Source organism: Staphylococcus chromogenes (genome assembly GCF_029024625.1).
GTDB lineage: Bacteria > Bacillota > Bacilli > Staphylococcales > Staphylococcaceae > Staphylococcus > Staphylococcus chromogenes.
The window spans coordinates 1,718,469-1,741,928 of sequence record NZ_CP118953.1; the positions used below are offsets into that span (position 1 = coordinate 1,718,469).

The 23,460-nt window shown below is 37.0% G+C and carries 19 protein-coding genes and 1 riboswitch; of the genes, 3 read left to right on the forward strand and 16 right to left on the reverse strand.

The window, feature by feature from the left end; all coding sequences use genetic code 11:
- Positions 1 to 56: 56 nt before the first annotated feature.
- From PYW36_RS08390 to PYW36_RS08420, 7 genes are all read right to left on the reverse strand, one after another.
- A complete protein-coding gene (locus PYW36_RS08390; protein ID WP_103159396.1) occupies positions 57 to 1,562 on the reverse strand; it encodes a bifunctional metallophosphatase/5'-nucleotidase in 1,506 nt (501 codons plus the stop codon).
- A gap of 169 nt (positions 1,563 to 1,731) precedes the next feature.
- A complete protein-coding gene (locus PYW36_RS08395) occupies positions 1,732 to 3,090 on the reverse strand; it encodes a TrkH family potassium uptake protein (RefSeq protein WP_037572111.1) in 1,359 nt (452 codons plus the stop codon).
- Between the two features lie 16 nt (positions 3,091 to 3,106).
- The gene (locus tag PYW36_RS08400) at positions 3,107 to 4,720 is read right to left on the reverse strand and encodes a S1C family serine protease (RefSeq protein ID WP_103159395.1); all 1,614 of its coding nucleotides are present in this window, start codon (positions 4,718 to 4,720) and stop codon (positions 3,107 to 3,109) included.
- A 151-nt stretch (positions 4,721 to 4,871) separates the two neighbouring features.
- Positions 4,872 to 5,681, reverse strand: coding sequence for a TerC family protein (locus PYW36_RS08405; RefSeq protein ID WP_165806227.1), 810 nt, complete (start codon positions 5,679 to 5,681; stop codon positions 4,872 to 4,874).
- A 76-nt stretch (positions 5,682 to 5,757) separates the two neighbouring features.
- Positions 5,758 to 5,884: riboswitch (yybP-ykoY riboswitch) on the reverse strand.
- Positions 5,885 to 5,961: 77 nt separating this feature from the next.
- Positions 5,962 to 7,524: a peptide chain release factor 3 gene (locus PYW36_RS08410; RefSeq protein ID WP_037572120.1), complete on the reverse strand. Its 1,563-nt coding sequence runs from the start codon at positions 7,522 to 7,524 to the stop codon at positions 5,962 to 5,964.
- Positions 7,525 to 7,536: 12 nt separating this feature from the next.
- Positions 7,537 to 7,776 carry a YueH family protein gene (locus PYW36_RS08415; protein WP_037572127.1) on the reverse strand — a complete coding sequence of 80 codons (240 nt, stop codon included), beginning with the start codon at positions 7,774 to 7,776 and terminating at the stop codon, positions 7,537 to 7,539.
- Complete coding sequence (locus tag PYW36_RS08420) at positions 7,766 to 9,250, reverse strand: UDP-N-acetylmuramoyl-L-alanyl-D-glutamate--L-lysine ligase (RefSeq protein WP_037572130.1); 1,485 nt, start codon at positions 9,248 to 9,250, stop codon at positions 7,766 to 7,768. Before PYW36_RS08420 ends, PYW36_RS08415 begins: the two co-directional genes overlap by 11 nt.
- 525 nt (positions 9,251 to 9,775) lie before the next feature.
- On the opposite strand from PYW36_RS08420, the gene PYW36_RS08425 reads away from it, so the two are divergent.
- A complete protein-coding gene (locus PYW36_RS08425) occupies positions 9,776 to 10,951 on the forward strand; it encodes a diglucosyl diacylglycerol synthase (RefSeq protein WP_103159394.1) in 1,176 nt (391 codons plus the stop codon).
- Positions 10,929 to 12,116, forward strand: a complete 1,188-nt coding sequence (gene ltaA / locus PYW36_RS08430) for a lipoteichoic acid biosynthesis MFS flippase LtaA (RefSeq protein ID WP_169301482.1) — start codon at positions 10,929 to 10,931, stop codon at positions 12,114 to 12,116. Before PYW36_RS08425 ends, ltaA begins: the two co-directional genes overlap by 23 nt.
- A gap of 330 nt (positions 12,117 to 12,446) precedes the next feature.
- Here ltaA and PYW36_RS08435 read toward each other — a convergent pair whose 3' ends face one another.
- From PYW36_RS08435 to PYW36_RS08445, 3 genes are all read right to left on the reverse strand, one after another.
- Entirely contained in the window at positions 12,447 to 12,956 is a 510-nt protein-coding gene (locus tag PYW36_RS08435) for a 2'-5' RNA ligase family protein (RefSeq protein ID WP_037572139.1), read from the reverse strand.
- Positions 12,957 to 13,006: 50 nt separating this feature from the next.
- Positions 13,007 to 13,744 carry an esterase family protein gene (locus tag PYW36_RS08440; protein ID WP_037573034.1) on the reverse strand — a complete coding sequence of 246 codons (738 nt, stop codon included), beginning with the start codon at positions 13,742 to 13,744 and terminating at the stop codon, positions 13,007 to 13,009.
- Between the two features lie 176 nt (positions 13,745 to 13,920).
- The gene (locus PYW36_RS08445; protein WP_103159393.1) at positions 13,921 to 15,501 is read right to left on the reverse strand and encodes an alanine/glycine:cation symporter family protein; all 1,581 of its coding nucleotides are present in this window, start codon (positions 15,499 to 15,501) and stop codon (positions 13,921 to 13,923) included.
- 199 nt (positions 15,502 to 15,700) lie between these two features.
- Between PYW36_RS08445 and cozEa the strand changes: the two genes are divergently transcribed.
- Positions 15,701 to 16,798 (forward strand): lipoteichoic acid biosynthesis protein CozEa, encoded by a 1,098-nt coding sequence (cozEa, locus tag PYW36_RS08450; RefSeq protein WP_037572143.1) that lies wholly within the window; start codon positions 15,701 to 15,703, stop codon positions 16,796 to 16,798.
- Between the two features lie 147 nt (positions 16,799 to 16,945).
- Here the strand turns inward: cozEa and fabI are convergent, their stop codons facing one another.
- The 6 genes from fabI to yjbM form a co-directional block, all read right to left on the reverse strand.
- The gene (fabI, locus tag PYW36_RS08455) at positions 16,946 to 17,716 is read right to left on the reverse strand and encodes an enoyl-ACP reductase FabI (protein ID WP_103159392.1); all 771 of its coding nucleotides are present in this window, start codon (positions 17,714 to 17,716) and stop codon (positions 16,946 to 16,948) included.
- 176 nt (positions 17,717 to 17,892) lie between these two features.
- Positions 17,893 to 19,728 (reverse strand): monovalent cation:proton antiporter family protein, encoded by a 1,836-nt coding sequence (locus PYW36_RS08460; RefSeq protein ID WP_037572148.1) that lies wholly within the window; start codon positions 19,726 to 19,728, stop codon positions 17,893 to 17,895.
- A 10-nt stretch (positions 19,729 to 19,738) separates the two neighbouring features.
- The gene (mgtE, locus tag PYW36_RS08465) at positions 19,739 to 21,082 is read right to left on the reverse strand and encodes a magnesium transporter (protein ID WP_103159406.1); all 1,344 of its coding nucleotides are present in this window, start codon (positions 21,080 to 21,082) and stop codon (positions 19,739 to 19,741) included.
- A gap of 70 nt (positions 21,083 to 21,152) precedes the next feature.
- Positions 21,153 to 22,007, reverse strand: a complete 855-nt coding sequence (locus PYW36_RS08470) for an RluA family pseudouridine synthase (RefSeq protein WP_103159391.1) — start codon at positions 22,005 to 22,007, stop codon at positions 21,153 to 21,155.
- On the reverse strand, positions 22,004 to 22,813 hold the full coding sequence (locus PYW36_RS08475) for an NAD kinase (RefSeq protein WP_037572157.1): 810 nt from the start codon (positions 22,811 to 22,813) through the stop codon (positions 22,004 to 22,006). The genes PYW36_RS08470 and PYW36_RS08475 overlap by 4 nt, the downstream gene beginning before the upstream one ends.
- Complete coding sequence (gene yjbM, locus PYW36_RS08480) at positions 22,813 to 23,457, reverse strand: GTP diphosphokinase (protein ID WP_037572160.1); 645 nt, start codon at positions 23,455 to 23,457, stop codon at positions 22,813 to 22,815. The genes PYW36_RS08475 and yjbM overlap by 1 nt, the downstream gene beginning before the upstream one ends.
- Between the last annotated feature and the right edge of the window lie 3 nt (positions 23,458 to 23,460).

The following is a 23,460-nucleotide window of genomic DNA, read 5'->3' on the forward strand; positions in this document are numbered from 1 at the left end:
TGTAGCATAAGAGGCTAGCACATCATCCATAAGAGATGTACTAGCCTCTTTTTTTATTAATATCCAATAAGTGTCATATTTTGCGAAGAGGACTGAAGTGCGTCTTTTTGGGTTAAACGTTCTATTAAACATTCTGTCATCGACACTTTGGAAACTTCATGTATTGGCGCGTTTTCTAAATATTGTCTGTAATGACGATAACAATAATCTGTCATGATGACACGATACGTATAATCAGGCCGCAAAGTCATTTGCGTCACACGCTGATGTACAGGTTTCGACAAATCGACTGTATACTCAAACCCCTTCCAAAATAGGAAATGGGTCGGATCAATTTGGGAAAGTTCAAGATGACCTTCATTGACTTGAATATATGCAACACTTTTTTCTATCAACGTTTTAATAATATGTCCTTTTAGCGTTAAATCAATTAAGTAATCCGGATGCGGATAAACCTCATAGACATCTTTATGTTGGACAGGCGTCTTAAAGCCATGAGATGTAGGAATAGGGATATGCACACAGCTAATCGTTTGATCACAGTGTAGTGTCATACTCTCATGTAATAATTGAATGAAGGGGTGCGCCTCAACCAGTAATGATTGAAAATCTGAGAAACGCGTATCTACGTGAACGCCCTCTATTATTTCATTTTGCCATTTTTGCACCGCTTGACGGTCATACTTTGTCATTTCTAATAATGCTTCATGTTCTTCGTATGCACTTAATGACACAATTTTTGGCTGAATCACAAGTGTTTCGTAGGAGGACTGGCGACGTCGAAATGTCACTTCAACATGCACGAGATGTTCTCCGTTTTGGCCTGCACGTACAAATAAGGTACCATCTTCATGCTCTAATGTCGTTGTGCGTTGATGGCCTGTAATAAACAAATCGACAATACCAATATTACTAAGAATCTCATTAGCATAGGCATCCGTATTTGCTTTTTCATTGCGTTGTGAAGTGGAAACGCCTCCATGATAGAGCACAATTAAAAAATCTGGGGCTTCAGCTTCATAGATATATCGAATCCATCGCTTTGCTGAAATCGTCGCACGCTCAATTGCAATATCTTTTTCCATTTCGATATTTTCATTTTTGACTAATGACTCTGAAGTTAATCCGATGATAGCAATACGTAAGTCTTCTATTTTATGAATAATATACGGCGTTGAAAAATAAGGCTCATGCGTCATCGCATATTCAATATTGGCAGATAACCATGGAAAACGTGATAATGCGACTGAACGGTTAAGAAAATCTAAACCAAATTTAAATTCATCGGCACTGACCCCACTGGCATCATAATCGAGCGCATTCATCAGTTTAATCATCGGGTGACGTTTATGTGGGGCAATTATTGCATAGTAAAACGCGACAATACTACCGGCTAAGCTTCCTCCATTATCTAGCAATAAAACATGTTCTTCACGCGAACGAATTTCAGATACGTATGTTCCTGCACGATAGAGTTGCGCTCCTTCTTCTCCGTTTAAGATATGACTATGAATGTCAGATGTCGCTAAAATATGAAGACAAATTTCCTCATGTTGGCGCATAAACAGTACCCCTTTTTATACATTTGCTTCTATTTTATCATACTCCTCAATAGCATGAGATTTTGTAAAACTAGCCGTCCCTTTATTCATTTCCTTTAAAAAAGCAGTAAAGAGGCCATCAATATGGCTTCTCTACTGCTTAACATATTCGGTATATCGTGTTATCAATCTATCCAATTTGAATGCGTTCTTTTGGATAGTGAAATTTGACCGGCTCACGATTTCCACTAAACATGATAATAAATGAAATTAAGCCGACACGTCCAATAAACATTAAGATCATGAGAACGACTTTAGAAATGCCACTCAGCTGACTAGTAACCCCTGTGGATAAGCCACATGTTCCAAAAGCAGACATAATTTCAAAGTAAATATGAATAATATTAAATGCGCGACCTTCTGCAAGTAACATAATAAACATACCTATAAATGTAAGGAAAATAGCAATAATAAATACTGCAAAAGAACGTTGAATATCTTGGGTATGTATTTCTCGATTAAAGACTTTGACATTCGATTTTTCCGCGTTCGGTTTATAATTGATTAAAAACAAAATAAGAATCGCAAATGTCGTCGTACGGATTCCACCACCGACTGAACTTGGTGAAGACCCAATAAACATCAATGCGCCTAAAAACAAGTTCGTAGCATCAGAAAATTGAGAGACATCGATGGTTTGTAACCCTGCACTTCGCGTGGTTGCTGATTGGAATAATGCATAGAAGAAAGATTCATGCCATGAATGACCTCTTAAAACACCATGACTTTCAATCAATAATATTCCAACAACACCCACAACTAAAATGGCTAAATAGGTCACCGTCGTAATTTTAGTGAAGAGTGTAAACCTAAAATTAGGTATTCTATTTTTAATGTATGCTTTGACTTCTAATAAAACCGGAAAACCAATCGACCCTAAAATAATTAAAAAAATGATAATGGTCTGGACAAAATAGTCAGAGGCATACGGAATTAACGACTCTCCTGTAATGTCCAAGCCCCCATTCGTCGTCGCTGAAACGGAGACAAAAATGCCTTGAATAATCGCTTCTTTGACATTATGCAATTCACGAAAGAAATAAAAAGATAACAGGATAGCCCCTACTGCCTCAATTAATAAAATGGCTTTCACAATGTCGAGGATTAATTTTACAGTACCACTCATGGATTCCCTATTATTATCTAGCATAATCAGTTGACGTTCACGAATCCCGATATGTTTGCCTAAAACGACCCACAGCAATGTACCGATAGCCATGACGCCGATTCCACCAATATTTAATATTAGCAAAATGACAAAATAACCAAAAGTGGAGTAGGTTTCTGAAATATTGACTGGGGTCAATCCCGTGACACTCACACCTGATACGGCTACAAAAAGCGTATCAATAGGTGCGACTTTTACTCCAGGTTTATGGACCCCTGGTAGATTCAATAATAAAAATGCGACAACAATCGCAACAAGATAATATAAAACAATCCCCTGTTGTGGGCTTGCTTTTCTAAAGAGTTGATTTACTATCGACAAGATTGTTCACTCCACATTATTTCAATTTAAATGCAATGTTTTCCGTGTGACCTTGACGCAATACTTTAAGTTTCACTTCTTGAGATGTATCACTATGTTTAAAGAGTTGCTGCCTATAAGAAAGTGTATCTTTTATAGGTTGTCTATTTAATTCTATAATAATATCACCTTTTTGTAATCCCGAATTTTTAGCTGGACTATTACTTTCAATTTGTCTTACGACGACACCTTCTTTTCTATCGTCTGGAATTTTTAACGCCTCTCGCTCATTTTCACTCAATTCCACAACGTTTTGCATCCCTATTAAAGAATTAGGATAGTCAATTTTACCCTCTTTTTCTAATTTTTCAGCAATTTTCAAGGCATCATTAATCGGTATCCCAAACGCCATACCCTCAACATTCGGCATGCTAATTTTTAATGAAGCAATGCCTATTAAATCTCCTTTTTGATCGATAATGGCACCACCTGAATCACCAGGATTGATAGATGCATCGACTTGAAAAGCATTTAATAGCATATCATATTGATTATCTTTATCAATATCTACGGGTACATTCCGATCTAATCCAGAAACAATACCTTCACCCACAGAATTATAAAAATCTAGGCCTAAAGGATTCCCCATAACAATAATAGGCTCGCCGAGTACTAATTTACTAGAATCTCCAATATGTAATGGTTGAAGTTGTTTCGCTTCTTTTGCTGGAACTTTTAATACGGCAATATCAGACCATTTATCCGTTCCTACCACTGTCGCCGTGACTTTTTTATCAGTTAAGTAAGTCAATGTTTGCTGTTTAGTCGTCCCGATGACATGCGCATTGGTCAATATATAAAGAGTGTCGTCTACTTTTTTGTAGACGACACCAGAACCAGTTTCATTTTCTTGTTGCGACTGATTTTTGACATCTTGAACATTCTCAGGAGTTGCTTGAGACTGACTTTCTACAGCAACAACGGAATTCAGTGCTGCATTCGCATGTTCCATCGTTTTAGTAATTTTTTTATGTGTCCCTTGTTCATTTTGTTGATGTTCGAGCGCATTACGCACATTATCATCACTATGGTTCACATTAGTAAAAATCGCATATAAAAGGATTAATATTAAGAGCGCAGCTAAAACAATCAAAATTTTTGCCCATTCTTTAGAGATAAAGGCAGACAATTTTTCAGTCCAATCTTTCTTCGATGTATAACGATGTTTTTCATGTTCCGCTAAAGGTTGTGCGTCCTCATGCGTATTTGACTCTGTTTCTGTAGTAGGATGATTTTTTTGTTGCGTTGTGGCACTTTTTTTAATTTCCTCAGCTTGTTGCTTATATAAATGATTTTGTACAACTTCAGTTTTTTGAGATGACGCTTCAGACTTTGAAGATTTGTCTGCCTCTGTTTTAGGCGTTCCGTTCGATTTATCTTCATGGGTAATTTTTTCAATCCGAGCTTTTCTCAAATTATCTTTAACACGTTCTTTATTGTTTTGAACTTGTGCTTTCTCTCGCTCAGCTTTTCGTTTAGACGCCTCTTCTTCAGCCTTTATTCTTGCTTCGCGTTCCTCATTATGGAAAAATTCACGTCTTTTACGTTTATATTTGTGTCGCGGAATGACATGTTTTTTATCTTGATCCAATCTTCACGCCCTCCTTAATTATGTGCTTCTCTATTATTATGCCATATTGTTCTTCAAATTTCTTTAATAATCCACTCTAAAATAAAAGATAAGGAGCGGTTTCGCATATATAAAATTGCGCTACCACTCCTTTTAGTATTTTAAGATGAGCCTATTTATGTGAATGTTTTTTATTTTTGGCTACTGACGTTAACCAGCCCACAATGACAAGCCCTATCATCACTGCCCAGAAGATGATTTGCCATGTTGCAGAGTGTGGGAAGTCATGTGGAATTATACCGATATCGTCGTGTGCTAATACTAACACGACCAATTTAATACCGACCCATCCAACAATTGCAAATGCTGCAGCTTCTAAACCTGGGTATTTATTTAAAAGTTCAACAAAAATCGTTGCTGCAAAACGCATTAAAATAACACCAATTAATCCACCTAAGAACATGACACCAAATTGACCGGCGTCCATGCCCCCAAAGTGAATACCCACTTTAGGTAATGTGACTGCGATTGCAAGTGCCGCAAGCATTGAGTCTATAGCAAAAGCGATATCCGCAAATTCAACTTTCGCCACCGTACCCCAAAATTCTTTGGCGCTTACTTCTTTTTCTACACCTGATTCGTCGAAATGATGGTCATCATTTTCAGGCGTTTCTTCTCCGTGCTTTTTCTTTTTAAAGAATTCGTACAGATTTTTAATTGACATGTAGATAAGATAAATCGCTCCTAATGCTTGAATCCACCAGAAGTTGACTAAAATACTAATTAAGAATAAAGCAATAAAACGAAATACAAATGCTCCTAGTAATCCATAAAACAATGCCTTTTTACGTTGCTTTGGCGGTAAATGTTTGACCATCACGGCCATAACGACCGCATTATCTGCAGCAAGCAAACCTTCTAAAAAGACAAGTACTAAAACGACCCATCCATAGGTTAACAGTAACGTTGGATCCAATATAATCCCTCCAGTTTTTTAATCCCTTACGCGAAACTTTCACGCTTATTGGCATAATTAAAGAGACCCATGCTAAATATATAGCAAAGGTCTCACTTAGCATTTACATTGCCCGCTTCACCGGAAGATATCTCTTCGTAATGACGACAAAGCGCTTTTAACGTCTACACGTTAAACAAGTTACTCCCCTCTGACAAAAACGTCATAGGTATTTAATTATGATGAGATTATTATACCCAATTCCATAAGAAAAAAACACCCTCATCATGTTATTTTTCAAATCGACTTACAACAAGCTGTAAAGTTCGATTTCAGGAAACTTTTCTTCGAACCAGCGTGTCGCAAATTCATTTTCAAAAAGAAATACTTTATTATCGTAACGGTCGTTTACTAAAATAGAACGACTTGTATTCATTTTTTCTTGAATTGCCTCTTCATTATGAATCCAACGCGCGATTTTCTTACCAACAGGCTCCATCACAACATCGACATTGTATTCATTTTTCATACGATGTTCGAACACTTCAAATTGTAATTGACCGACAGCCCCTAAAATGACTTGGTTCGTATGTGGCGATTTATAGTACTGAATGGCTCCTTCTTGTACTAATTGTTCAATTCCTTTATTGAAGTGCTTTTGTTTCATCACATTTTTGGCCGACACTTTCATAAAAATTTCCGGTGTAAACTGCGGTAAAGCTTTAAAATTAAACTTTTGCGTACCCCCAACTAAAGTATCACCAATTTGATAGTTTCCTGTATCATACAGGCCGATAATATCTCCTGCTACGGCATGATTCACCGTCTCTTTATCATCAGCCATGAATGTCGTTGAACGCGTAATCTTTTGTTTCTTTTGCGTCCGCTGCAGTTTGACGTCCATGCCACGTTCAAATGCTCCACTAACGACACGCATAAACGCAATACGGTCACGATGGCGTGGATCCATGTTCGCCTGAATCTTAAAAATAAAACCTGAGAACTGGTCATCAAATGGGCTGACATCTATATCTTCTTCCGTTTGACGCGCATGGGGCATCGGTGCATGGTCAACATAGGCGTTTAAGAAATTTTGAACGCCAAAATTCGCCAAGGCAGAGCCGAAAAAAACAGGCGTTAAGTCCCCTTTCATGAGGGCATCAGTATCAAAAGCTTCTCCTGCTTCATCTACTAACATTAACTCTTCAATTGCTTGTTGGAACACGCTGTCATTGGCAATGTCGTGCGTTTCTTCTAATTCGTATGCTTCATTAATATGCAGTACATTTTCTTCATCTCTGAATGGCTCAATCGTACGTTCTTTTCGGTCGATGATCCCAAAGAAATTTTGTCCCATACCGATTGGCCAATTCATAGGATAAGTTTCAATACCTAGTGTAGATTCGATTTCGTCTAATAAATCAAAAGGATCTTTACCCACACGGTCTAACTTATTGATAAATGTAAAAATAGGAATACCTCGCATTTTACATACTTTAAAAAGTTTTAACGTTTGGGGCTCAATCCCCTTAGCACAGTCAATCACCATGACCGCACTATCGACAGCCATTAACGTTCTATACGTATCTTCAGAGAAGTCTTCATGTCCTGGTGTATCTAAAATATTAATTTTAAAATGGTCGTAATCAAATTGCATAACAGAACTTGTCACAGAAATTCCACGCTCTTGTTCAACTTTCATCCAGTCACTTGTAGCAAATTTTCCAGTTTTTTTCCCTTTTACCGTACCGGCCTCACGAATGGCACCACTAAAATATAATAACTTTTCAGTTAAAGTGGTTTTTCCGGCATCCGGATGCGATATGATTGCAAACGTTTTGCGGGATTGAATTTCATCTTTAATACTCATGTATGCTCTCCTTTATACTTCTTGTAACCAATGTGTAATACGTAATGCAAGTCTTTGTGCTTCATCTTCATCGATAACATTAAATAAATGCATAAATAAATGTTCAGTTAAACTTTCCCCATATAACGTATCATCTATTAAGATAGACCAATTCAAGTCAGGGATAGAAACGATAAAGTAATCTTCTTTCTTATTTTGGTAGATATAAACCTTTGCTGAATAGTCTTCGCTATGGCTTTCTCTAATTTTCAACAGGTCCACCTCCAAATTTTTCATAAGCCGCTTCTAGACCGATTAAATCATCACGATGCGGAACTTTGACGTGACCTGGCATAATTTGATAAGGTTCTCGTCCTTTGGATGCAAGCACGACCGTATCTCCAGGTTCCGCAACTTCAATGGCATGGCGTATCCCTTCAGCTCTATCCGTAAACTCCACATAGTTAGAATGTGTCGCTCCTTTAGCAAGTTCGGCAGTTAACATTTTAGGGTCATCATTTGCAGGATTGTCAGGCGTGAAAATGACATAATCCGCACGAGAAGCCACACGTCCCATTTCAGGCGTTTTAGTTAGATCTCGTTCCCCTGCCATACCTACAAGGAAAATCAATTTTTGCTTCACAAATGGTTCGACGGCGTCAATTAATTTAGTCATTCCGTCAGCCGTATGGGCATAGTCAATGATTAAGTCAATAGGTAAATCAGGGTCGAGCACTTCTAATCGTCCTTCTACTGGTTCTAGATCTCTCACAATTTTTGTCACTGTGGCTAAATCATAACCGTTGACCCATACCCCTAACATCGCTGCCATTAGATTAGCAATATTAAAACGCCCCACGTAAGGAGAGGTCACAGGGTAAGTTCCAAATGGCGTTACAAAATCAAATGTGACACCTTGTAGAGATTCTTTAATATTTTCAGCTTTAAATTGTGCCTCGTTTTCAATACCATAAGTGAGTATTTCATAAGGCGTTACACTATGTAGATATTTTGAAAAATCATCATCATTATTAACGATAGCGTATTTATCTTTTGACAAATCTTCACCGAGTTGACTAAATAAAAGTGATTTCGCGTGCCCGTATGCTTCCATAGTGCCATGAAAATCCAAATGATCTTGTGTAAGATTAGAAAAAATAGCGACATCAAATGTCACACCACTTAACCGTCCTAGTGATAAACCGTGAGAGGAGACTTCAAGTGTCATCGCCTCTGCGCCTGCTTCTACAGCCTCGTGAATTTTTTTCGTTAATGAGACCGTTTCAGGCGTCGTATTTGCCCCTTTTGTAATTTTTTCATTAATTTGGAACCCGTTTGTTCCAAGATAGGCACTTCCCTTACCCAATTTGCGATAGATATGATGAATCATTGTCGCAATGGAAGTTTTACCATTTGTTCCTGTTACGCCAATCGTTGTTAATTGTTGACTAGGATAGTGATATAGGCGATGCGCAAGGTGACTCGCAACGCGTAACGTGTCAGGGACCACAACTTGCGTTACGTCGCCGGTTAGCTTAAGCGAACGATTAACAACAACGAGTCGACATCCTGCGTCAACCACTTGTTGCGCAAATAGGTGACTATCTACAGTATAACCTTCAGAGGCTATGAAAATACTTCCGACTTTAGCCGTTCTTGAATCAGTCGTAATGTCTGTAATTTCTCTATCCAATGTTCCGATGACATTTTTGATTAAAATTTTTTCAAATAGTTGATGCGCATTCACAAAAATCTCTCCTTTTATTTTCACTCACTCATTATACACTTTTCTCAATAAAATCATATAAAATCCAGGATGATTTTACCATTAAAATTCAAAAAACTTCCTATTTTATAACTTGTTGTTTGGAAAATAGGGAATAGAAAGTACGAACGTGCAAACTGTCATTTCTTAAGTTAAAACCACTTTTTTGTTGTGTCTATGTTGGGGATATATTAAGATATAATAATGAATTTGTTTACGTCAAAAAAGAATGGACCCCCCAGTTCCATATACATATAACAGTGAGACGAGGACAGTTTTGATTCTACATAAGTCATATTCTATCCTTAATTCTTTATCTTTTTTGTAAAATATATAGATATTTTTAACATCACTTACGACACATTAAAATTGTAATAGTTTTGTTAGGATTAAAATAATCTTTTCACAATGAATACATTTTAAGTTACACTAAATACGTATTCAAATATACAGCTGTTGCATACTTCTGTAAGTTACAGAAAACAATAGACGGAGGGTGACCTAATCATGGTGACACATAAGAAAAAAATATTAATCATTACTGGTTCATTTGGTAACGGACATATTCAAGTCACTAATAGCATCGTAGAACAACTTAATAACCTTAAACTAGATAACCTTACAGTGATTTCACATGACCTCTTTTTAGAAGCTCACCCTATCCTCACTACAATCACCAAAAAATGGTATATCAATAGTTTTAAATATTTTCGTCGTATGTATAAAGCATTTTACTATAGTCGCCCGGACGAGTTAGATAAATGTTTCTATAAATATTATGGTTTAAATCGTTTATTAAACTTATTGCTTAAAGAAAAACCTGATTTAATCTTGTTGACGTTTCCTACTCCAGTGATGTCTGTTTTAACAGAGCAGTTCAATATGAACATTCCAATTGCAACAGTGATGACTGATTATCGCATGCATAAAAACTGGATTACTCCTAATTCGGAACGCTATTATTTAGCTACAGACGACTTAAAAAGAGAATTCGAACAGGTTGGCGTCCCAAGTGAACAAATCAAAGTCACTGGGATTCCTATTCCTGATAAATTTGAGGCAGAGATTGATCGCACCGCTTGGTTACAACAAAACGGTCTAGATCCAAATGCGCAGACAATATTAATGTCTGCCGGAGCGTTTGGTGTCTCCAAAGGTTTTGATCAAATGATCCAACGTATTCTTGACGAAAGTCCTAACGCTCAAGTTGTGATGGTGTGTGGTCGTAGCAAAGAACTAAAACGCCAGTTGTCTGCGACGTTTAAAGATAATCCTAAAGTACTGATTTTAGGATTTACAAAACATATGAATGAGTGGATGGCTTCAAGTCATATGATGATTACCAAGCCAGGAGGTATTACTATTTCCGAGGCATTAACACGTCAAGTACCGATGGTATTTTTAAATCCTGCACCTGGACAAGAATTAGAAAATGCTTATTATTTTGAAGATAAAAACTTTGGTCGTATTGCTTTTACACCTGATGAAGCAATTGACATCGTGACACATTTAACGAATCATCCGCATCAATTAAAAGAAATGATAGACACTATGGCTCAATTGCGAACGCGTTATGCCACACAACGTTTATGTGAAGATTTACTTGAGCTATTAAATGATGCAATGCAATACGACAATGTTTATGGAAAGGTACCTTTATATGCAAAATTACTCGTCAAATAAAGATAACTATATGAAAAACTTTTATCTATTATTAGTTATCCTATTTTTGATGGAATTTGCGAGAGGCATGTATGTGCTTAGCTATTTACCCCTTTTACCAACTGCTACTTCCATCGCAGTTGGTATTACGTCCGTCGCAGTTTCCATCCACTTTATTGCAGATTCCGTTTCAAATTTTGTCATCGGATTTGTTTTAAAGCGTTTAGGTACTAAAATAGTGTTGACTGTGGGGTTTATTTTGGCACTCGCAAGTTTGTTTTTCGTTATATGGTTCCCGATATCACCCTTGGTGCTGATATTAAGTGCGCTTATGTTAGGGATTGCTGTTTGTCCAATATGGGTCATTATGTTAGCAAACGTTGAAGAGTCTACTCGCGGTAAACAAATGGGTTATGTTTATTTTGCATGGCTTGCTGGTTTATTATCTGGAATGATTGTAATGAACTTAATTTTTAAAGCGCATCCGACTCAGTTCAACTTTTTAATGACCGCATGTGTCGCACTCGCATTTCTACTCTATATGTTTGTCAAAGTCTCTTTAACAGCCTATAACCCTAAAAATATTAAACAACAGTTAAAACAAATTGTGAGTGTGTCGAAAAGACATCTCATTTTATTTCCTGGTATTTTGATACAAGGCATTGCGATTAGCGCACTCGTCCTCGTTCTCCCGATTTACGCCATTAACATTATAGGTGTATCAACGGTTGAGTACACTTTAGCCATTATTATTGGGGGAATCGGATGTACCGTTTCGATGTTATTTTTATCTAAAATTATCGATAAACATTCTAATAAATTTATGTATAGCGTCATTTTTATAGGCTTTTTCGTCTATGCGAGCGCAATACTGTCATTTGCATTTATCCACCAAATTTTCATCGTATGGGGGATTGCCTTTTTTATTGGTTTACTTTATGGACTTTTACTTCCTGCATGGAATACGTTTATGGCAAGCTTTATCCATCAAAACGAACAAGAAGAAACATGGGGTGTTATCAATAGTATTCAAGGCTTTGGTGCAATGATAGGGCCATTACTCGGCGGACCTATTTCTCAATTTACAGGTAGCCCTGTTTATACTTTTTATTTTGCGGCGATCCTTATTTACTTTTTAGCCTTTTTCTATGGCATCTATTTTTTAAAACGACACCGTAAAGCTTGAGGTTTGTAATCGTCAAAGTTGAGTCCATAGAGATGTTAAATTCTATATTTCAAGGGGTACATTATAATATTCACCTCACTAAAAAATAGCCATCCAAATTTTTCGTCAGATAAATTTGGGTGGTTATTCTAATAGAAGTAGACACTCTCCTGCCTTTTTTTGCTTTCACTTAAAGTTTACGTGATAACGCCTTGTAAGTCCTCAAATTATGCGCAGAACTCCTTTTTTCAGACCAAAAAAAGATACATATTTCAACATCACAACCCGTGCATTAAAATATGTATCTTATCAAAATAAGGTCACATCCATTTTGTTCAATTAAAATGTGCATTAACCTAAAGTATATGTTTCAATTTCTTCCCATTTATCGGCGTCGTCATTAAATTTCATTAAAGACAATTTATCAATGATTTCTTTATGCTCAATTCCAGCCAAACGAACTTGACCGTAAATGTCTTCAAATTCTTGACTTGTCAAACCTTGAGCAATTGTAAAATGAGGTACAAATGGGTGTTCCGCTTCGCCGTAGAAGTCATCGCCATCAAAACGGTTGAACAAATCTTGCAATTCGTCCGTTTTTTCAACTTTAAAATAGATGACGTTCGTTGTAGGTGCGAAGTTAGATGCTTTCGTTGCATGAACCGTTACAGGTTGCACACCTTCAAGACGCTTTGGAATATCTTGTTTAATAGAGTCTAGTGCATTGTCATCGACTTCGAATTGACTTTTAACAGTCACGTGCGGTTTAATTTTTGTGTAATGTTTATCGTAGCGTTTACGGTAGGCATTGACCTCTTCTTGAAACGCTTGTGACGGAATTAACGCTAATCCTAAAATCATTGAAATTCCTCCTTTGTTTGTCCTTGTTTCTATTATAGCAAAAAATTATATCATTGGTTACTTAAAAAGTATTTTAACAATGCGGGTAATTCTTTTTTCCACGTTTTCCAGTTATGTCCCCCATCTAATTCTTCATAATGATACGTTGCTGAAGTTGATGCGATTAAGCGACTTAACGCTCGATTAGGTGTTAAAAAGTCTGCCCGTTCACCACTCGTCGGGAGTTCAAAGTCTATTTCTTCCTTACCGACCACATGCCAAATGGTTAAGTCATTCTTAAATTGGCACCGTTGAAATAAAGACTCTACAACCTCATCATAATGAGGACTCAACATCCCCACTTGACTCATCACTCGAGGATAAGATAATGCAGTCAGTAATGCAATACTCCCTGCAAGACTATCACCTAAAAGGAGCCGCGCATTTCCCACTCTATAAGTCGGGAAAGTTTCATCAATCCAAGGTAATACTTCTTGAGCGACCGCTCGCACTGTATTGGCCGCTTTTTCACCTTGGGGATGAAATTCGGTGCGTCGTTTTTCTACATTCTCATAATGAAAACCAACAATAATCACACGTTCTACAGCATGATCTCGTCGTAACCTTTCATACACACGATGAATTTGCCCGAAACGTAAAAAATCCCTTCCATCAAAGCATAAAACCACTTTACTTTTATACAAATCAGAATAATCTTCTGGTAAATACACAGACAAAGTGACCTCACGTTGTAAGATTTCACTATACAATTGTGTGGTTATTACTTGTCCAGGTTTAAATTCACTCATCATTAAAGCGCCCCCTGTTTTTATTCAATAAAGATATTGTACCAAGAGACGCTTAACTTGTTAAATAGAGCGTGAGGATAGAAGACCGCCTACCACTCTTATTTTATATTAATGAATGTTACACTTTGATTGGTCCACATTTACTCGTGATTGACTGCCTTGTTATTTCCAATCTATTATTCGCTATCTGGACGATAATTTTCTTCGCGCAATCGACGTGGATAATCTTCTAACCAAAACGTGGCGTTAGGAAGTTCTTTCGGATCAGGACGATAAATCGCTGTTTTACCCGTTCCATTTTTCTTCTTTTGTTGCTCGAAATCTTTCAACGCCTTGAGCGCTGGTTTACACAATATCCAAATGGCAATGATATTCAACCAAGCCATCATTCCTACCCCTAAATCCCCTAACGCCCAAGCGACGTCTGCTGTTTTAATTGAACCATAAGCCGTAGCTACAATTAATAAAACACGGATGACATTACGCCATATTTTGTTTTGTTTTTTAGCGATTCTATTCGTAATATAACTCACATTAGTTTCTGCCATATAGTAATAAGCTAAAATCGTCGTAAATGCGAAAAAGAATAAAGCAATCGCAATGAAATAAGAGCCTAAACCTGAAAACGTCGGATCAAAATGATATTGAGAGCCTTGAAAAGCTTTATCTATCCCTGCTTGTGCATACATTGCTGTTCCTGAATAATCTTTTGTGCCATCAGCATTTTGAACATATATACCCCCATTTTCTATTAATCCTGGGCGTCCATTCGCATCGGTTGTACCGTCTGTTGTATTGTAAGTTCCTGAAATTAAAATGATAAGCGCTGTGGCTGTACAAACAAATAATGTATCCACGTAAACTGAGAATGCTTGAACCAGACCTTGTTTCGCCGGATGCGATACTTCAGCGGCCGCTGCTGCGTGAGGTCCTGTTCCTTGTCCAGCCTCGTTAGAATACAATCCACGTTTAACCCCAATTTCAATCATTGCACCAATAATACCCCCAAACGCTGCTTCCATACCAAAAGCTGATTTAAAAATTAATGCAAATAAAGCGGGTACCTCTGTAATATTCAATGCAATAATAACGAGCGCCATTAAAATGTATACAATTGCCATAAATGGCACAACGGCTGTTGCTACTTTGGCAATCCATTTTATGCCCCCGAAAATAATAAGTGCTAAAATAACGATGAGTGCAACGGCAATGACCCAAGTTGGAATACCAAATGCGTTATTCATTGAACTTGCAATTGCATTCGATTGTACCCCAGGTAAGAGTAATCCAACCGAAATGATGGTTACAACCGCAAATAGAAGTCCATAAATTTTACCGAATTTCCCCTTTATCCCTTGTTCTATGTAATAAGCTGGACCCCCACGATACTCTCCGTCTTCTTCTTTTTTAAAGATTTGACCTAATGTTGATTCAATAAATGCTGTTCCTGCTCCTAAAAATGCTGTCGCCCACATCCAAAAAACCGCTCCTGGACCACCGATGAATATTGCAGTTGAAACCCCAACAATATTACCTGTTCCGACACGTCCCGCTAATGATAGCGCAATAGCCTGAAAACTCGATATCCCTGTCGGTGATTTTTCCCCTTGGAACATTAAGCGTATCATTTCTTTAAAGTGTCTTACTTGTAAAAAGCGTGTCATTAAACTGAATAAAATTCCAGTTAACAAAAGGCCATATACCAACGGCTTGCTCCATACGATTTCATTCAACCATCCCACAATTGTTTCTACCATAAACATACCCCCATCTTGTCGGAAAATTAAAATTTATAATTTTCAGATAAATATGAATTCATTATACCTGTTAAATATAATCCGTGCAACACAATTAAAAAATTAGCTTTTGTAATTTTATACTTGAAATTTTGTTTCATCACTTCTCGTTTTGGGCTATACTGAAATGTGACTAAAAAATTTAAAGGAGGCGCATTTTATGACGAATAAAGTGTGGTTTCGAACGGGAGTAGCTTTGTTAATTCTCTTCCTATTAATTAAGCTCTTCTTAGAAATCAACAATATTTTCATGCCACTCGTAATTATCGTCCAATCGGTGTTGTTGCCGTTATTATTGGCCGGATTTTTATTTTACATATGCTTACCATTTCAAAAAATGCTTGAAAAAAGACATGTTCCGAGATGGGCGAGTATTACAATTATCCTTCTTGGTCTTAGTGCAATTATTGCTGCTATCATCGGTGTTGTGGGTCCTGTGATTACAAACCAAGTCCAAAATTTAATTAAAAATATTCCTACCATCCAACGTGAAGCACAAGAGCTCATTAATTTTGTTCTTGATCAAAGAGATCGCTTACCTTCAAACGTAACCGAAAAAATTAACAGTATGATTTCAAAAGTAGGTTCTTATATAACAGATATCTTGTCGAATTCTTTTAATATTATTACAAGCGTTATTTCGACACTATTCTTGCTTATTTTAGTGCCATTTTTCTTAATTTTTATGTTAAAGGATCACGAACGTTTTATCCCTGCCGTTGCACGTTGGTTTAACGGGGACCGTAAAATTTTCATTGTTGACCTTTTAACAGATTTAAATCATACTTTAAAATCATACATTCAAGGTCAAGTGATGGTCAGTTTAATCCTAGGTGCTATTTTATTTATCGGCTATAGCCTTATTGGCCTCGAATATACAGTATTACTTGTCATGTTTGCCATTGTTGCGAATATGATTCCGTTCCTTGGTCCATGGATGGCCTTTTTACCAGCGGGTATTTTAGGTCTTATCCAAAGCCCCTCTACCTTCATTTGGGTTTGTGTGGTCACTTTGATTGCACAACAACTTGAAGGTAATGTCATTACACCTAACGTAATGGGGAAATCTCTCAACATCCACCCTTTAACAATTATCATTGTTATTTTGGCTTCAGGAAGTTTAGGTGGTTTTGTATTAATCTTAGTTGCCGTGCCACTTTATGCGGTACTTAAAACAATCGTTCGTAACGTCTTTAAATACCGACATCAAATTATGCTAAAAGCTCGAAGCGACGTCAATGACCATGATCTTTTATAACACATAATAAAACCGCGGATTGAGAACTCTCTTAATCCGCGGTTTTTTCTATCAAATGCCTATCCTCTTGACTACAAATAAAAAACTGCCGACAAAAGTGTGGTCGACAGTCTTTCATATATCGTTTTACAGCTTAATTAAATATATTTATTTTATCGCATGGAAGCCGGCATCTACATGGATATTTTCGCCTGTAATACCACTAGAAAAATCACTTAATAAGAACGCTGCAGTTTTACCCACTTCTTCTTGATCTACATTACGTTGTAGCGGCGCACGTTGCTCGATTTCTTTAAGAATTGTCGTAAAGTTACCCACTCCACGTGAACTTAACGTTTTAATAGGGCCCGCAGAAATACAGTTCACACGGATATTATCTTGACCTAAATCAGCTGCAAGATATTTCACATTCGCTTCTAAGCTGGCTTTCGCAATCCCCATTACATTGTAATTAGGCACTGCAAATTCTCCACCAATATAAGAAGACGTCACAATACTTCCAGCTTCATTCATTATTTTTCGTGCTTCACGAGCAACAATCGTTAATGAATAAGAGCTAATATCTTGGGCCAATAAGAACCCATCACGAGACGTTTCCGAATAACGTCCACGTAATTCTTCTACACGTGCAAATGCGATAGAGTGGAAGACTCCATCAATTTTACCGACTTCTTTACCGATGCGTTCAAAACCATTTTCAACATCTTCATCACTTTGAACATCAATTTGATACACATGTTTTTCTTTTTGGTTTAATTGATCAATCAATTTGTCTAATTCTTTGAAGCTACGCTCTTTTCTGTATGTAAAAACAAGCTTAGCTCCGAGTTGATCTAAAACTTTTGCGACACCAAAGCCAATACTTCTTTTATTAGCAATGCCCATGATGACATACGTTTTACCTTCTAAATTTATCACTGTGAATTGCTCCTTTAAATTAAGATATACAAAATTCATCTTTAATTTTAACATCTGGTCTTAATTTTTTAAAATCAAATCCCTTTTTAAAGCATTAAGATGGTTTTGTTATGCCACCACCATTGAAAAACAAAAAACGCCATCTCTTAAGAAAAAAGAAATGACGTTCTTTAGCGTTATTTAAACATTTCGAGTTCCATTTTAAGTTGATCGACATACTCTTTAGAACCCGTCACAATCAAACGATCTCCGTATTGAAGTTTTGTATCCCCATGCGGCACAATCGATTCGTTATTACGAATAATTCTGACAAAGATAATATCTCCATCAAATGGGAAGTTACGCAGTTGTGTTTCATCAAAAGCATAGTTGAACATTCCAATTTCGTAAATAGACGTTTCAACATTACTCAATAAGTTCAACATGTTCGGAGTTTCAATCATCCCTTTAAGTAATATTTGATTACTTTGGAAGTTACTAAATATTTCAATCCCTTGATGCTTGAGTTGATGTTCTTCATCATTTGTTTCTAATCTACAAATGACACGCTCAACCCCAAATTCTTTTGCCATTAATGCGACTTTTCGGTTGATTTCATCATCATTCGTTGAACATACAACAATATCGCTCTCAAATAGGCCTAATCGCTCCAACATTTTTGATTCATAGTCAGCAATCTCAACCATTGTTATGTCGTCAGATAAAATGCGATGATCTGTCAAATCTTTACGATAGAACAACGTTATTTGATAAAGTTGGGATTGCAAACTTTGAGCGATTGGAATTGATAGCTGGTTTTTACCAATCATAGCTACCTTTATTGAACGTTGCATTTCATCAGGTAACGGGAATAGCTTTTTAAATACAATTGGTACAATAACACAAGTAATGACCGCACTTAAAATTAAAATCCCTGAGGTATCTGCACTAATGGTACCTAATCGTTCTGCGATTTTAGCGGCGGCAATCACTAATGACAACGTTGACGTCAGTAAAAAGGCAGAGGCAATGGTCGTTTTCATATCAAACCATTTTTTAATGATAAGTACAGGTATTAATTTTGAAATTAGGAAGGCCAAAATTAATACAGGAATAATGATAAGAAGTGATGGATTTTGAATTAATGATGGAATATCTAAATCCACACCTACCATAATGAAAAATATCGGGATAAAAAAGCCATATCCAAATGAGTCGAGCTTTTCTACAAGTTCTTTATTGGGTTGTAGCAAGGATACAACTACCCCGGCCAAAAAGGCCCCCAGTATATGTTCAGCGCCGACACCTTCAGCAAGAACGACAAGTAAAATAATTAAAGCAAAGACCGCGCGGATACCAATTTGTGTTGTACCATCCATCAATTTATTAAGGAATGGCGCTTTTTTAAAAAGTCCTCCTAAAACATAAAACACCACAGTAAACACAACGAGTATTCCGATAAGCCAAATCGTACCGCCGCCTTTAGCATGAATGGCACCATAGACTGTTAACAGCAACATTGTCGCCAAATCTGCGAGTACTGCAACGAGTAAAATAAATTGCCCAATCGTCGTACTCATTATGTTCATCTCTTTTAATGTTGGGACAACCACACCTAAAGAAATCGTCGAGATAATAATCACCATGAGAAGGACATCATTAATCAAGCCAATCCACATAAAGCCGAATGCCAAAACGATTGAAATGACCATAATTAAAATAAATACATATAAAGATAAAGAAAGATGACTAGGTCCTTCATGTTTATCTTTTTTAGCCTTTGTTTTATCTTTTTTGAAAGCATTAAAATCAATTTCAAGCCCACTCAAAAACATTAAAAAGATAAAGCCTAGTGTTGAAAGAATGTCTAAAACGTTGTCTCGATGAACGAGATTTAAAAACGAATTCCCGATAATAATCCCCATTAAAATTTCCGCAACCACTACAGGTAAAAAGGAAATTCTTAGTCGATTGACTAAGATGGGGGTGAGCAGCGCAGCAATAATAACAACAACGAGCGATACAAATTCCATAGACTCCTCCTTAAACTAGATATGTCATAAATGTGGTTGCCAATCCAAAGTAAATTAACATACTCACAATATCGTTAATGGTAGTAATAAAGGGACCACTTGCAACAGCAGGGTCGATACCAATCTTATTCATAATGAGAGGAATCACCGAACCTATCGTTGTTCCTACTGTCATGGCGATCGTTAAACTTCCCCCTACAATTAACCCAAGAAACGGTTCTCGGTAAAGTAATAATATAATAAAAAACAAACTCGTGGCACAACAAATTCCTGTGAGTAAACCACTTCCTGACTCTCGCAAAGCAAGTTTAAACTTACTCTTCTCATCAATCTCACCTGTAGAAATATTACGTACAGCAACGGCCAGGGATTGCGTACCAGAGTTTCCGGACATCCCGCTAATGATAGGAATAAATGCAGCGAGTAACGCCACTTTTTCAAGTGTTTCTTCAAAAGAGCCCAGTATGGAAGCCGTAATCATCCCTAGTACAGTTAAGATTAACAACCACGGCAAACGTTTTAATGCTGTTTTAACAATAGAATCGTCTGTAGAATCTATATCTGAGACCCCGGCTAAACGTGAGTAGTCTTCACTCGCCTCTTCATCCATAACATCGACGATATCATCGATTGTAATAATCCCTAATAAATGATTTTGGTAATCGACAACTGGCATTGCGATAAAATCATAGTCTCTCATTGTTTGGGCTACGTCTTCTTGGTCATCTGCGACATTTGCGCTAATGACACGTTCACTCATAATATCCTCAATGTAGGCATCATTTTCAGCGACGATTAAATCTCGTAACGAAATAACACCAACTAATTTTTTCTGTTCATCCACAACAAAAATCACATAAATGGTTTCTGCATCCGGCGCTTGATCTTTAACACGCATCATCGCCTCGTGAACAGGGGTATTGATGGTCAATGAGATAAATTCTGTTGTCATGATACCGCCGGCAGTATCTTCATCATAATGTAATAATGCTTTAATCTCGCTCGCATCTTCTTTGTTCATTAATAATAAAAGGCTTGCAATTTTACGCTTAGATAACTGATTTAAAATGTCTACGGCGTTATCATAGGACATATGTTCTAAAATTTGACTCGCATATGTCGCATTCATTTCTTCAAATAAATCTTCATAAGCCTCTTCATCTATCTCTAAATGTTCGAAAAATTCGGCCACTTCTTCCGGTGAAAGAAATTGATACATTTTTTGACGAATATCACTTTCACTTTCTTCAAAGTACTCACTTTGCTCATAAGAGTGAAGTTCTAAAAAAGCTTCGCGAAATCCGTCAATGTCATCCTGATGAATGAGGTGATCAAGTAAAGCTTTATCATACATCTCTTCGTCATCTAAAACGATTTGCTCTTTTTCATCCGTCAATGGTGCCACCTCCGTCTCTTACGTTTCCTTATAATGTCATCAAAAGTTTATTCAAATTTGGATGTGTCGCTTTAATATGTAATACATCTTTAGTGATGGGGTGTATAAATTTTACTTCAGCACATTTTAGTAATTGTGACGTGTATAAAGCATGTTGAGTGCCATACAGTCCATCCCCTACAATGGGTGCACCTATATATTGAAAATGCACGCGAATTTGATGTGTTCTTCCCGTTACAAGTTTAACACGGCATAATGTATAAGTCTTGAAATTTTTAATGGGCCAATAAAGTGTTTTGGCATACTTTCCCTCTGGTGAAACGCACCTTGAGATAATACTGTCATCAGCTCTTGCAATAGGTGCAACAATTTCATTGGGTTCCGTCAAATTCCCCTCACAGATACATTCATATATTTTATCAATAGAAGTTTGCGTCATTAAATGATGGAGATGACGCGATTTTGCAAAAATAACAATGCCCATCGTATGACGATCTAGACGTGTCACTATATGCGGTATACCTTGTGACTCAGCCTGTTGCATATAACTCAAAACTTGTTCGACAAGACTCTGATGTGGATGTTCCCGTGAAGGCGCACTATTTTGCGCAGTAGGCTTTGTTACAATCAGCAACCATTCATCTTCATAAAGAATATTGAGCGGTTTCTCATAAGGGATTAAACTTTCACTCGGCGTTTCTATAGGAAGGTGAACTTCAAGTTGATCCCCTTCTTCGAGTTGAGCCCTTACCGTCACGGGTTGACCATTAACAAGTAAAGCGCCATTTTGCTTAATGGCGCTAATCGTTTTTTTCGAAAATTGTTGCTCATATAAAAATGTCTTTAATAAATGACGCTCTTGAATCAAATATTTAAAAATCATACGTCATCGCCACTTGAAATAAATGAATCATGCACACGTTTCCAAAAAGGAAAAGGTCTAAAGCGCGCAAAGCGTATTTTCTCATTGGCTACACGATACTGTATTGCATTCACATTTTTATGCTTAATACTCACATGGTCGATTGTTGTCAATATAGAATCGTGATTGACGGGTCTTACATGACATGTATGATGTTTAGGCAATACAAGTGGCGACCCGACTGTCCTAAAAACGCGGTTATTGATAGAGGCAATTTCCGCAATTTGTATCGCTTCAAGCGACGGATGTATCAGTGCACCACCTAACGCTTTGTTATAAGCCGTTGATCCTGAAGGTGTTGAAATACACAAACCGTCCCCTCTAAAACGTTCAAAATGTTGTCCGCGAATGTCTAAGTCGACGACAAGCGTTGTCCCATTCTCTGTTTTCATTGTCGCTTCATTTAAGGCAAGATGACGTGTTTCATACCCTTTATCATTATATCTGACAATAATTTCTAATAAGGGATATTCAATCACTTGAAAATCTGAGTTGTTGATTTCGATTATGAGCTTTTCAACTTCATGGGGGAGCCAATCTGCATAAAACCCTAAATGTCCGGTATGTATTCCTACAAAAGCACATTTAGATAACATGTGACTATATTGATGAAACGCTTGTAATAGTGTTCCATCTCCTCCAACTGAAATGACGATTTCTGGATTTTCATTATCTTCTATCATCTTGAAATCATGCATATGGCTCATCATTTTATGTTTAAGGGCCTCTGACTTGGCGTCACCTTTTGATAAAATCACATATCGCATTACTCCACCCCACGATTTTCATGCTTATCTGCACGTTTTTTTGAATAAAACTTTTGTGCTTCTTTAATTTCTTCTTTAATTTCAGACATTTCTTCATCTAATAAAAATGCCGCTTCTGCTGCACGTTCTAATCGTTTTTGTATTTCTGGTGGATAATCACCATCATATTTGTAACGCAAAGTATGTTCGATGGTCGCCCAAAAATTCATTGCTAGTGTTCTAATTTGAATTTCAGCAAGAATCGTCTTCTGACCGTCAAGTGTCTCAATAGGATATTCGATAATAACATGATATGAACGATACCCACTTTGTTTTGTGTCTTTTATATAATCACGTTCTTCAATTACTTTGAAGTCTTTACGTTGTTTTAACAATTCAACCACTTTATCAATATCATCCACAAATTGACACATCATACGTAATCCAGCAATGTCATACATTTCTTCACGTAAGCGATCAAATGGGATCCCCCTTTTATTCGCCTTATCAATAATACTTGTAATCGGCTTGACACGCCCTGTCACAAACTCGATGGGAGAATTGTGTTCTGTGACTTGATATTCTTTACGTAACCCTTTGAGTTTAATTTTTAGTTCATCAATTGCTTGACGATAAGGCGCTAGAAAAATTTCCCACTGGTTCATCTT